Raw genomic sequence first — 12,015 nt, forward strand, 5'->3', positions numbered from 1 at the left:
CTGTGCGCCACCGGCTTGGTGAAAGCCACCGCCCTGAAAGGTCCGCTGTCGCTGGACGTTCAGGAGCAGGTGATGGATCCGGTAAAAGCGGGCCTGGAGCTGATCAAGAAAGACCAACTGGAGAAGGCCATTGAGGCATTCTCCGACATCCTGCAGAAGGATCCTGATTCGCCGCTGGCCCATCTCTATCTGGCCGAGGCCTATTTCAAGACCGAATCCTTCGACGAGGCCATCATGGAATACAAGCTGGCCAGTCAGGGGCGGGACGACAATCCGGAGATCAATTACTGCCTGGGATTTGCCTATGCCAAGATCGGGCGGCTGGAGCTGGCGGTGGAGAGATGGGAGAGGTTTCTGTCATTTTCGCATGAGGATAAAAGGGCCGGGAAGATCCGGGAGCTGGTGGACCTGGCGGTGAAATGGGCCGAGGGCCTGGAGGAGAAAGCCGCTATCGCCGACGGACGGCAGACCATGGCCGGCTTCGATAAACCGGCGGAGCCCGCCCCGGAACTGAGCCCCGAGGTGAAAGCCTGGCTGGAGAGGATGAAAAAACTGAAGGAAAGAAGGTTGCCGATAGCCGGGGAATAGGCATTGCTATCGGTAATGGTAAAATTGAAGATCCGTAAAAATAATATAAAAGGGGTAAGAACATGGATGCTTTGATAAAGTTGATAGGCGGCAATATCAAAAAAATACGCAAGGCCCAGGGGCTCACCCAGGAGAAATTGGGGAAGAAGGCCGGTTACGATTACCGCTATATCGGTTTTTTGGAGCAATCCCGGGTGAATCCCACCGTAAGGACCTTGGAGAAAGTGGCTGCCGCGCTCAATTTTTCGTTGCGCGATCTGTTTCCTAAAAATTCGGAGATGGAAAGCGGTAAAAAGGGCGCACCGCCCAAGGCCACCGAGCGGGAAATAATAATGGCTCACATAATGAAGGATTTGAACAAAGCGGATGAAAAAACGCTTGGGAGCATCAACCGGATAATAAAGATCACTGTGAGTAAGAAAAAGTAAAGTGCTTTTAAGCGGAGATTTTTATGAAGCTTGATATCATTTGGGAAAAACCAGTTTACTTAAGGCATGTTACAAACGAAAGTTTGATATATACGCTTAATTTAGATAAATTGCCGGATAAGCCGGGCATTTATATATTTGCCCGACATTGGGGCAAGTCATATGAGGCCTTATACGTCGGTAAAACAAATAATTTACAAGGTCGTATCCATGGGCATCTGAATAATTTAAAATTGATGAGGCATCTTGAAAATGCAAAAAACGGCAAGCGAGTTATAATAATTGGTCAACCGAATTTGCGCCCGGGACAGAAATTGAAAAATGTATTGATTACGCTTGAACGTGCGTTTATCCGTCACTTTTTAGCAGAGGGCCACGACTTAGTAAACCAACAAGGTGTAAGGATAAGAAGGCACGAAATAAATTCTGAAGGTGTAATTAGAAAATCTTTTATACCAACGATGATGTATTTGGAAAAAGGCAAAGGTGAATAATCAAAGAAAGTTTTTAAATAACGCTTTACCATTAAACAGGGACATCTTGTAAAATAATTGTTGTAAGATTTAATGAGCATGAAAAAATATACGGTGAAATATGTCATCAGATATGTCTTCGGACAGCGTTAAAAATTTCTCGGATCAGGTGGTCGACGATCCCTCGTCGCTGCTGTTCGGCTCCCTGGCCGATTTCTATCGCGAGAACGGCCTGTATCAGGAGGCCATCAACATCTGCCTGACCGGACTGGAATCGCATCCCGATAATATCGAGGGCCGGTTGGTGCTGGCCCAGTGCTACAAGGGGATAAACGATACCGAGAAGGCCCGGACCGAGCTGACCAAGATCCTTTCGGTCCGGCCGGAGAATTCCCTGGCCAAAAAGGTTCTGGCAGAGCTGGACAAACCCGGCGAATCCGAACCCCCGGAGACCGCGGTTACCCGGACGGAGGAAGCCCCGATCCCACCCGAAAAGATCGAGATAGAAATTCCCGTGATAGAGGAGCCGAGGGCTCCGGAAAACATTTCGGAAGCGGCCAACCCTGCGGAGCCGGCCCTGGCCGATCCGGCCGATTTTCACAAGGGAGCCCAGGCTATGATGGCCCTGGCCGCCGAGGCGACCGAAAAACCCAAGATGGAATTCGTGCCGCCGGAACCTGCTGTCGAGATCGGTCCTGAAGAGACTTCGGTTGAGGCGGCTCCGGATAAAACTGCTAAGCCGCCGGCTGAGGCCGATCCCAAAACCATGAACGCTTACGGGCGGATCCTCAACGAGATAATCCAGACCCCCCAGGTCTTTGCCAGCCTGCTGGTGGACGAGTCCGGCTATCCGGTGGCCAGCGCCTTCGCTCCGCAGTCCGCCGGGGTCGACGAGGAATCCTCAGGGGCCCTGTCATCGCTGGTGTTCTCCACCGCCACACAGGTCATGCAGAAGGTAAAACTGGGCGAGCTGGAACGGGTGGTGATAGACACCAGGAACGAAAAGATATTCCTCAACCGGGTGGGCGGACAGGTGCTGATGGTGACCGCCGAGAGCTCGGCCAAGACCGGCTTGGTGGCGGTGAATGTCAAGCGGGCCATCGAGCGGATAAAGAATTTATAAGGAGAGACCCCTGAAAAAACGATTATGGGGTCAGTGCACAGTATTAAGCATTATGCTTAGTATACCTTTTACGGCCTTTGGGCAAAAGGTAAACACACTAAGCAATGGGCAATTGTTATGTCAGCAGTATGCCCAAGCCGATACAACACGGGCCAGCGTGGATGATACAAGTATTGTTTTAAATAAAGAAAGTGCATGCTTCTTTAACAAAGGGGGTGTAAAAACTTCTTCTGTAATTAAAACCACAATCAGCAGTGCTTTATGGGGTACTTGCGGCTTATTGGTCGGCTATGGTATAGCATCAATACCATTCAGTTCAGGAGCGGCGGATGGTGGTATTAGTGGTTCTCCATCCTTAATGGGGATTTTAATTGGTGGCACTCCAGGGGCTATAGTCGGCATTAGTGCCGGTTCATATTTTTCTGGCAGGAAATACAGGAAAGGTAAATATATGACCGCTTTGGCAGGTACTATATTGCCTGCATTAACAGTAGCTGGTGTAACCGCATTATTTTCAGATAAAAATAAATATGATATGGATGCAACCTTGATTACTTTTGCACTGTCTCCCGTAACATCAACAGCTGCATATTATATTTTGTCAGAACCAAAAAATTGAAACAGACTTTGATCATAAAATGAAAAACATACTCAACCAGATAAACGATATCCCCGGGGTCAGGGGCAGCCTGGTGATAGACAAGGAGGGGCTGGTGATAGCCTCCAACATCATGTCCGGCCTGGAGGAGCGGACCATCAGCGCCATGGTGGCCTCCATCTTCAACCAGGTGGTCAAATCGCTGGCCCAGGGCAAGGAAGAGCAGATCTACGGGGTGCAGCTCCTGGCCAGCGAGGGCAATATCATCTTCCTGTGCGCCCAGCACTGCATCCTGATCGTGATCACCGAGGCCGGGGCCAATATCGGCCTGGTGTCCATAAAAATGAAAGCCAGCCTGGAACACTTGATGGATATGCTATGACCAACATTCAGTACGTCCTGTCGGAGGAGATCAACCAAGCGGTGGAGGTCTCCATGGGCCGCTACATCAAGGACAGCCGGGCCAGCTGCGCCCTGTTGCTGTCCAAGAGCGGCCATCTGATAAGCCTGGCCGGGTTCACCTCCAATTTTAACGTCCAGTCCATCGCCGCCCTGATCGGCGGGATCTTCACCTCCACCCAGGCCCTGGCCAAAATAGTGGCCGAGGAAAAGTTCAAGGTAATGTTCCAGGAGGGCAAGACCTGGAACGTGTATTTCTGCCTGATAGCCGACCAGTTCATCCTGGCCACCATATTCGATAAATCCACCGTGGTGGGCATGATCCGGCACGCCGCCGGCGAGGCCGAGCGGGAGCTGTCCCCGGTGCTGGCCAGGGCCGTCGTGTCCGATACCGACCAGGCGGCCAGGGATCTTTCGGAAAATATGGGGAGGGAGCCTTCAGCCGCCCCGGGCGAGCCCGGTTCCCAGGAGGAGGCTCTGCCAGATTTCAACCAGGCGGTGGAGGATGCCCTATCCAAGCTGTTCTCATAGTCCGGGATTGCTAACCGCGGAGACGCGGAAAACGAAGAAACTAGGGGAACCAACCGCTCAAGGCGCCAAACCTGGGAAAACACCGGAAGAAACTTGTCCCGATCTTTACCGTGATCATCATTCTAAAATAAACAAGAAATATTATTCATCCTAAATGTCGTTAATAAACTATTCATCAAAAGAGATCACCTGTAAGATCGTCTATTACGGTCCGGGGCGCTGCGGTAAGACCACCAACCTGCAGTACATCTACAGCAAGATCCCGGACGTCAAGCGCAGTTCCATGGTCAGCCTGGCCACCGAGAAGGACCGGACATTGTTCTTCGACTTTCTGCCGCTGGAGCTGGGGGACATCGCCGGGTACAAGACCAGGGTCCAGCTGTACACCGTTCCCGGTCAGGTGTTCTACAATTCCACCCGGAAGCTGGTGCTGCAGGGGGCCGACGGGATAGTGTTCGTGGCCGACTCCCAGGTGGACCTGTGGCAGGAGAACATGGAAAGCCTGGCCAACCTGCGGGACAACCTGGGCATACTGGGAATGGACATCAATAAAGTGCCCATGGTCATGCAGTACAATAAAAGGGATATGCCCAACATAGTTCCGGTGCCCGAAATGGACCACGCCCTGAACTTAAGGAAGGTTCCCCATTACGAAGCGGTGGCCACCACCGGCGCCGGGGTGTTTGACACCCTCAAGGCCGTCTCCGCCCTGGTGCTGCAGTCGCTCAGCGCCAAATACCGAAGATAAATAAGGAAACCGAATGACCGAAGGGACGCCCCACATATTAAAGAGCGTTTATCAGTTCGATAATTTCATTACCGGACCCAGCAACCGGCTGGCCTTTGCCGCCGCCCGCAAAGTGGCCGAGGATCCCGGCAACGTATATAATCCTCTGCTGATCTACGGCGGGGTGGGGCTGGGCAAGACCCATCTGATGCAGGCCATCGGCAATGCGGTGGCCCTGGCTCAACCAGACTGGAACCTGGTTTTCCTTAACGGCAGCCAAATGTCGCTGGAGGACCTGGTCGCTGCCGAGAAATCGGACCTGTTGCTTTTTGACGATCTTCATCTGGGGCTGGCGGACAGGAAGATGCAGATCCGCCTGCTTCCCCTGTTCGACCGGATGGTGGGCTCCGGCCGCCAGATAATCGCCACCACCGATATCACGCCCCAGAAGATAGAGAGCATTGATGAGAAACTTCTCTCCCGCCTGCTGGGCGGGCTGATCATCGGGCTGAAAGAAGTGGACGTCAACGAGAAGAGCCTGATCATCTCCCGCAAGAGTCGCGACCGGGGCGCAGTTCTGTCGGACGAGATCGCCCTGATCATAGCTTCCCGGGTTCCCTCCAACATCAGGGAGCTGGAGGGGGCCCTCAACAAGGTGCTGTTGTATGCCTCGTTGTCCGAAGGGCCGCTGACCAAGGCGGTGGTGGACGAGGCCCTGCCTCCACTGCAATCCCCTCCGGCCCAGGCGGAACCCGATTCCTTGGTTCTGCCCCAGCCGCCTGCCGGTGATAACCCGGTCGGCGAGTTCGGCGATTTCATATCCGGACTGGATCACAAGGTCACCGCCCTGATCGACGAGCAGCAGGGCGCCGACCAGCTGCGCCAGGGATACAAGGAGAGGCTGTTCATCTGGAAAATGAAGGGTTTCAATACCTTCAATATCGAGAAGATATTGGAGCAGGACATATCCATCGTTACCGAAGCTTACCAAGAGTATACCAGCAACATCGAGAAGCTGATCAATCTGCAGCAGGAATTCGGTCCGCTGTCGGCAAAAGCCACCCCGGAGCAGATGGAGAAGATCGAAAACCTGATGTTCGATCCCGACAAGGCCGACGATCTGGAGATGGCGATAAGATCGCTGTCCCAGAAATTAAGCTCCCCAACGACTGCTCCGGAGGCTGCTCCATCCGCTAAAAAACCGGAGCCGCGCCCCGAAGCCGTCCTGCCCCAGCCTCTGCCGGCTTTGCCGGCCGGGGAGAAGCCGGCCCTTACCAAGGTCGCCTCTCTCAGCCAGGAGGATGAAGGCGAGAAGGGAAAGGCGGAGCCGGTCCCGGCCCATCTGGGGATCATTGAAGAGACCTGGCCGTTCCTGGTGGAGCGGCTGATGGAAGATATTTAGCAAATGAATACTGCAATCTATACAAAGCGTCGTAAGCTATGGCGATAAAAGGATCATTCAAAGAAGTAAGCCTGCCCGACGTCCTGCAGCTACTGGCGGTGGGGCGCAAGACCGGCTGCCTGAAAGTCACCGACGGCAGCAATTTTGGCAGCGTCTTTTTCAATGAGGGCAAGATCTGTTTTGCCAACCTGCTGAACCGGCCGGACCGTCTGGGCGACAGGCTTTTTTCCCGGGGCCTGATAACCTCCCGGAACCTGCAAGATGCTTTGGATCTGCAGCAGCAGGAGGGCGGAACCCGGCGGCTGGGCGGTATTCTGCTGGAGATGGGCCTGATCAAACAGCCGGACATCGAGGCCGACATCTCGGGCCAGATCGAGGACACCATCTTCTACCTGCTGCGGTGGATTGACGGGGAGTTTTTCTTCGAGCCGGATTCCCTGCCCGAGGGGGAGACTATCCTGGTCTCCCTGGACGCCATAAACCTGCTGCTGGAGGAGGCTAGGCGGGTCGACGAATGGCGGACCCTGGAGAAGAAACTGCCCACCCCCCAGACCGTGCTGGAGCGGGTGATGATGGACCTGGCCAAACAGGAGGAGCTGAATCTCAACAGCGAGGAGAAGCAGGTACTGTCGTTGATCGACGGATACCGCTCGCTGGCCGAGATCATGGAAACATCGGCCCTGGGCGAGTTCCTGACCTCCAAGATAGTCTACGGGCTTCTGCTGGCCGGTCTGGCCAAGCGGGGATCCGAGAAAAGCAAGCAGGCCGCCTCCTGGAATCTTAATATCATCGACGACCACGGCAACCTGGGAATGGCCTTCTACCGTACCCAGATGTACGACGAGGCCACCAGGGAATACCGCCGGATCATCGAGATCAGGCCGGACCATTACGAGGCCCGGTTCTACCTGGGGCTGATCCATTTCCGGAAAGCGGAGTACGCCGAAGCGGCCACCGAATTCCTGGAGGCCATAGCGGTGGAGCCTAAAAAAGCTGCGGCCTATAACAACCTGGGTTTGAGCCTGGAAATGATGGGTGAGCGGGAGGATGCCGCCAGGCAGTACCGCAAGGCCGTCGAGCTTTCGCCCGAGAAGGCGATGCCCCGGATCAACCTGGCCTGCCTGTTCTGCGGGGACGATGAAAACGATTCCGCCCAGGAACAGCTGAACCGGATCGATCCGGCAACCGACAAGCCCCTGTTGGCAACTTTCCTGGCGGGGTTGATAGCCCTGAGGAACCACGACCCCGAACAGGCGTACAAGCTGTGGAGTTCCATAGAAAACAGCAATAAACCCAATCACGTCCTGCAGAACAATCTGGGCGCCCTGATGCAGGCCAAGGGGCAGGACGAGGAGGCCGAGAGGTACTACAACGCGGCGCTTAAGGCCCGGTCCGATGACCGGAAGATACTGCGCAATCTGCTGGAGCTGTATTATAAGAACGGCATGATAGCGCAATCCATCGAAACGCTCAGCCGGATGGCCGAGCTTGACATGTTGGATCCCCAGGATATGGCCCGGCTGGGAAACCTTTATCTTAAACAGGGCCAGAAGGACCTGGCGGGGAAATGGTGGAGGAAGACCCTGGAGGCGGATCCCGATAACCAGATGGTAAAGCGAAACCTGGCCCTGATGGATAAGAATGCTTTCGCCAAGTAATATAACCGATCCGGAGCTGCTGGCTCTGGCCAATAAAATACTGGCCGACAGCGGGTTCGATATCCGGCAGTACAAGGAACGGCCTCTCAAAAGAAGGCTGGCGGTCAGGATGAGGTCCTGCCAGGTGAGCAGCTATGAGGAATATCAGCAGAAACTGAAGGATGATCCCGGCGAATACACCAAACTGCTGGATACCCTGACCATCAACGTAACCAAATTCTATCGCAATGCCGAGACCTATCTGACGGTCTTTGACAGGGTCCTGCCGATAATCCTGGAGGAGAGCAAAAATTGCCCGGTCCAGATATGGAGCGCGGGATGTTCCTCCGGCGAGGAGCCCTATTCGCTGGCCATCATGTGGCGCGAATTCTCCCAGGCCCGGGGGCTGGTAAAGGATTGTAACATCTACGCCACGGACATCGACCTCCAGATACTGGGAAAGGCTAAGGCCGGGATCTATCCCCGATCCAGCATGGATGAGATCCCCCAGAATCTGATCGGAAAATATTTCGAGGCCCGGGACGACAAGTATCATATCTCCTCCCAGATAAAGGATATGGTGCAGTTTGAAAAACTGGATCTATTCTCCCGGTATCCCTACAGCGAGTTGGACCTGATATTCTGCCGCAACGTGCTGATATATTTTTCCCGGCAGACCCAGGAGGATATCTTCTATAAGTTCGCCAAGGCCCTCCGGGCCGACGGTTTTCTGGTGCTGGGCAAGGTGGAGAACATGTTCGGGCAGATGAAGGACACCTTCGTCTCGTTCGATATCAAGGAAAGAATATACCGGGCCGTAAAATAATTTTCTTACTTACTAATAGGTGCGGATAATAGTAGACATATCATTATCAGCGATAAATGTTTGATAGAGTGTTTGTGTCATTCCCGCCCCGCATCATGTGCGGGATAAACTCCGGCGGGAATCCATAGGTAACCTCTGGATACCTGCTTTCGCAGGTATGACATCATGAACCAATGTAATACGTTAGTTAAAAGAAATGTTCACTAATATGTGCTCCGAGTAATATGAAAAGGGGTGAAGTTTGTCCGACCAGCTGATAGTAAAAATCGCCGATTACAAGGTAGCCAAGAGCCCGGCGATAATAACCACTCACGGCCTGGGCTCCTGCCTGGCCATCACCATCTACGATCCCCAGATGAAGATAGGCGGCCTGGCCCATGTGATGCTTCCCGATCCCGATCTGGCCCGCAACCAGAGCAATCCGGCCAAGTTCGTTACCACCGCCCTCAAGGAGCTGATCCTGGCCCTGGAGGGGATGGGCTGCTCAAGGATACGAATGGTCAGCAAGCTGGTGGGCGGGGCCAATATGTTCTCCAAACTGCTCAACTCGGGGAAGACCAGCTACAGCAACATCGGGCAGAGGAATACCCTGCAGGCCAAGCAGGAGCTGAACAATTACGGGATCCCCATCGTGGCCGAGGACACCGGGGCCGACTACGGCCGGTCGGTGGAGTTTCTGACCTCATCGGGCACGGTGGTGGTGCATTCCTTCCGGGCCGGGCTAAAGGAGCTGTAAAAAATGAGAAGAGTAATATTTCTCATAAATCTGGTAACACTGACCTATGGCCTAAGCCCCGCCCAAACCACCTATAACCTTGAGATCATCTTCCAGCGGGGCACGCCGGACACCAGCGTATCATCTTGGGGCGCGGCCATAGCCGGACTGGGCGATGTTAACGGGGATGGCTATGATGACGCAGGCATTGTTGGTTACAGCAGCACATTGGGGGCAAGGGTGTATTTATTCGGCGGGAGTCCGGCATTTGATACTATCCCTGAATGGATAACCGGCGATGCGACGGCCGGACCCGGCACCGGTTTGGCTTTATGCGGCGGGGATATAAACGGCGACGGATGCAGCGACGTGATACTTGAGGCAGCCGGAAAAGTATATGTTTATTATGGAAAGGTAGGCTGGCCAAACACTGCTTACGATCTGCGCTTTTTAGGGCGGCTCTACGAAGGCGCTACCAGTCTTGCCACCGGCGACCTTAACGGGGACGACACCACCGACCTTATTGTAGGTGATTTTTGGAATATGTCAGGCAACGGTCATGTAAACATATACCTTGGCTCTGCGGTTTTTGATACCATACCGTGGTTAGTGATAAGGGGGAAGGATTTGGAACAATTTGGATCAAGCTTGGACGCAGGTGGCGATGTCAATGGCGACGGCATACAAGATCTATTAGTAGGCGCTGCAACAAACAATGTAGACAGCCGGGGGCGGATATATCTGTTTCATGGCGGCCCGGCAATGGATACCATCCCCGATTGGTGGAAAGATGGCGAAGGCTCACAGCAATATTGGGGGGAATTCGCCGGCAGTATAGCAAATGACACTAATGGGAATGGACGATTATGGTTTGGCAGCTACTACTATCCCGGTGGTTATTTATCAACGCTCCATAATGGGAAAGGGATACTTTTCTACGGAGGGTTGGGCATGGATACAATAGCCGATATGACGGTTGTGGGTGCGGATACATTTAGCGGGCTGGGCAGCATGTTCGCTTCAAGTAAAATAGATTCTGGGTTGAGGAGCGATTTAATTTGTGGCTCAAGCGAAATAGGGTGGGGAAAAGGATTGGCTTGGACAAGCAAGTTGATTCAGGATACAGTTGTCAGCGGATGGATGAAAGGCAGGTGGTACGGTGATAAACTTGGGGTAAAAGTTGTCAACGCCGGAGACGTGAACAATGACGGCAGGGAAGAAGTAATGTTTGGCAGCAATGCCGATACAAATAGGCTGGTGGTTATATGTAAATACACGGGGCCGGAGGGGGTTACCGGCGAGCCGGAATTCAAAATTCAGAATTCAGAATTCAAAATTTATCAGAACGCACCCAATCCATTCAGCCATCAAACGACTATCAAATATCAAATTGCAAAATCGGGTCAGGTAAATCTTTCGGTTTATAATATTACAGGGCAATTGGTGAAAACACTTATCAACGACAACTCTGTCCCTCTCCGCATCGGGGAGGGTAGGGAGGGGTCAATAACCTGGAACGGCAGGGATAACAACAACAATGCGGTTTCCAATGGAGTATATATCTACAGACTTCGCATAAACGACAAGAGTAAGATAAAGAAGATGACTTTGATCAGGTAAAATGGCTGTAAATCAAATAAATAAAGAAAGGACCCAAACAATGAAAAAGCTGACAATAATATTGGGGTTGTTATTTCTTGTAGGCACAGCATTAGCCGAGCCCATCTGGGTGAAGGATGGAACCAATTTCGGGGGCACATTCCGGGATGTCCATATGCTTGACGACAGCACCGGCTGGGCGGTGGGCGATGCGGGCAAGGTATACCAAAGAAGCGGCAAACTGTATCCCACCTCTACCGAGCAGGTATGGTTTACAAAGACTATACCAGCGTTGGATCCACAGGTAAATTGGGACTTTAAGGGGGTGTGCTTTGCCAATGCCGATAACGGCTGGATAGTGGGGTATAAGAATGGAGACCCGGGGAAATACAAGGGTGTTATTTTAAGAACTACAGATGGTGGCGGTAGCTGGTCAAAAACCACATCCGACTCAATACAAGGTTTGCGATATACCCCCAATGCCCTGACGCCGTTTTTGAAGGTGAAGGTTAATCTGTATGGAAGTGATTATCTTGGGTACATCAGTTGCGGTAATGGGTATATTCTTAAATGGAATCCAATAACAGAACAATGGGCGCCCACGCGTCCTTCAACAGGCACCTCCGATTCGCTTACCATATGGTATAACAGCCTGTGGATGAACGAATCGGACCCTAATTCACTCTGGGTTGCCGGCGACCAGAGCTGTTCGTTCTTACAGTCCGGCGACGGGGGCGCAAGTTGGTCTGATCGTAATTCCGGGGTTTTCAGCCAAAGCTACGACTGGCCGCCTAGCACCAACACTCCGCTGGGGACTACGGTGGCAAACCTGTCAATGGCCGGTAGCGGTGGCGGCATCTATACCGGCATGGGTGGTGGCCTGGCCGGTTATTATAGCGGGGTGTGGAGTTTATTGCCGCCTTTGGGCGAAGACAACTGGAACTATGGCATGACAGTAGGGCCCAGCAA

General features: G+C 53.0%; 13 protein-coding genes. All 13 read left to right on the forward strand.

Annotation, left to right across the window (positions count from 1 at the left end; genetic code table 11):
- Positions 1-588: tetratricopeptide repeat protein (locus KJ869_05685; GenBank protein MBU1576681.1), on the forward strand; the 588-nt coding region annotated here is incomplete at its 5' end.
- A 62-nt stretch (positions 589-650) separates the two neighbouring features.
- Positions 651-1,016 (forward strand): helix-turn-helix transcriptional regulator, encoded by a 366-nt coding sequence (locus tag KJ869_05690; GenBank protein MBU1576682.1) that lies wholly within the window; start codon positions 651-653, stop codon positions 1,014-1,016.
- A 23-nt stretch (positions 1,017-1,039) separates the two neighbouring features.
- On the forward strand, positions 1,040-1,510 hold the full coding sequence (locus KJ869_05695; protein MBU1576683.1) for a GIY-YIG nuclease family protein: 471 nt from the start codon (positions 1,040-1,042) through the stop codon (positions 1,508-1,510).
- A 112-nt stretch (positions 1,511-1,622) separates the two neighbouring features.
- On the forward strand, positions 1,623-2,612 hold the full coding sequence (locus KJ869_05700; GenBank protein ID MBU1576684.1) for a tetratricopeptide repeat protein: 990 nt from the start codon (positions 1,623-1,625) through the stop codon (positions 2,610-2,612).
- Between the two features lie 157 nt (positions 2,613-2,769).
- The gene (locus KJ869_05705; GenBank protein ID MBU1576685.1) at positions 2,770-3,231 is read left to right on the forward strand and encodes a hypothetical protein; all 462 of its coding nucleotides are present in this window, start codon (positions 2,770-2,772) and stop codon (positions 3,229-3,231) included.
- A gap of 19 nt (positions 3,232-3,250) precedes the next feature.
- Entirely contained in the window at positions 3,251-3,592 is a 342-nt protein-coding gene (locus KJ869_05710) for a roadblock/LC7 domain-containing protein (GenBank protein MBU1576686.1), read from the forward strand.
- Positions 3,589-4,140, forward strand: a complete 552-nt coding sequence (locus KJ869_05715) for a hypothetical protein (GenBank protein MBU1576687.1) — start codon at positions 3,589-3,591, stop codon at positions 4,138-4,140. The genes KJ869_05710 and KJ869_05715 overlap by 4 nt, the downstream gene beginning before the upstream one ends.
- Positions 4,141-4,294: 154 nt before the next feature.
- Positions 4,295-4,888, forward strand: coding sequence for a gliding-motility protein MglA (locus tag KJ869_05720; GenBank protein ID MBU1576688.1), 594 nt, complete (start codon positions 4,295-4,297; stop codon positions 4,886-4,888).
- A gap of 13 nt (positions 4,889-4,901) precedes the next feature.
- A complete protein-coding gene (locus KJ869_05725) occupies positions 4,902-6,269 on the forward strand; it encodes a hypothetical protein (GenBank protein ID MBU1576689.1) in 1,368 nt (455 codons plus the stop codon).
- A 38-nt stretch (positions 6,270-6,307) separates the two neighbouring features.
- The gene (locus KJ869_05730; GenBank protein MBU1576690.1) at positions 6,308-7,927 is read left to right on the forward strand and encodes a tetratricopeptide repeat protein; all 1,620 of its coding nucleotides are present in this window, start codon (positions 6,308-6,310) and stop codon (positions 7,925-7,927) included.
- The gene (locus tag KJ869_05735) at positions 7,911-8,732 is read left to right on the forward strand and encodes a protein-glutamate O-methyltransferase CheR (GenBank protein ID MBU1576691.1); all 822 of its coding nucleotides are present in this window, start codon (positions 7,911-7,913) and stop codon (positions 8,730-8,732) included. Before KJ869_05730 ends, KJ869_05735 begins: the two co-directional genes overlap by 17 nt.
- Positions 8,733-8,973: 241 nt before the next feature.
- Positions 8,974-9,468: a chemotaxis protein CheD gene (locus tag KJ869_05740; GenBank protein ID MBU1576692.1), complete on the forward strand. Its 495-nt coding sequence runs from the start codon at positions 8,974-8,976 to the stop codon at positions 9,466-9,468.
- Positions 9,469-9,471: 3 nt separating this feature from the next.
- Positions 9,472-11,067 (forward strand): FG-GAP repeat protein, encoded by a 1,596-nt coding sequence (locus KJ869_05745; GenBank protein ID MBU1576693.1) that lies wholly within the window; start codon positions 9,472-9,474, stop codon positions 11,065-11,067.
- Positions 11,068-12,015: the final 948 nt, after the last annotated feature.

The organism is Candidatus Edwardsbacteria bacterium (genome assembly GCA_018821925.1).
Classification (GTDB): Bacteria; Edwardsbacteria; AC1; order AC1; family EtOH8; genus UBA2226.

Excerpts from the sequence above, each read along its gene's own strand:
- KJ869_05690 (MBU1576682.1), top strand. The coding sequence starts at position 651 with ATGGATGCTTTGATAAAGTTGATAGGCGGCAATATCAAAAAAATACGC.
- KJ869_05695 (MBU1576683.1), top strand. The coding sequence starts at position 1,040 with ATGAAGCTTGATATCATTTGGGAAAAACCAGTTTACTTAAGGCATGTT.
- KJ869_05700 (MBU1576684.1), top strand. The coding sequence starts at position 1,623 with ATGTCTTCGGACAGCGTTAAAAATTTCTCGGATCAGGTGGTCGACGAT.
- KJ869_05710 (MBU1576686.1), top strand. The coding sequence starts at position 3,251 with ATGAAAAACATACTCAACCAGATAAACGATATCCCCGGGGTCAGGGGC.
- KJ869_05715 (MBU1576687.1), top strand. The coding sequence starts at position 3,589 with ATGACCAACATTCAGTACGTCCTGTCGGAGGAGATCAACCAAGCGGTG.
- KJ869_05720 (MBU1576688.1), top strand. The coding sequence starts at position 4,295 with ATGTCGTTAATAAACTATTCATCAAAAGAGATCACCTGTAAGATCGTC.
- KJ869_05725 (MBU1576689.1), top strand. The coding sequence starts at position 4,902 with ATGACCGAAGGGACGCCCCACATATTAAAGAGCGTTTATCAGTTCGAT.
- KJ869_05730 (MBU1576690.1), top strand. The coding sequence starts at position 6,308 with ATGGCGATAAAAGGATCATTCAAAGAAGTAAGCCTGCCCGACGTCCTG.
- KJ869_05735 (MBU1576691.1), top strand. The coding sequence starts at position 7,911 with ATGCTTTCGCCAAGTAATATAACCGATCCGGAGCTGCTGGCTCTGGCC.
- KJ869_05745 (MBU1576693.1), top strand. The coding sequence starts at position 9,472 with ATGAGAAGAGTAATATTTCTCATAAATCTGGTAACACTGACCTATGGC.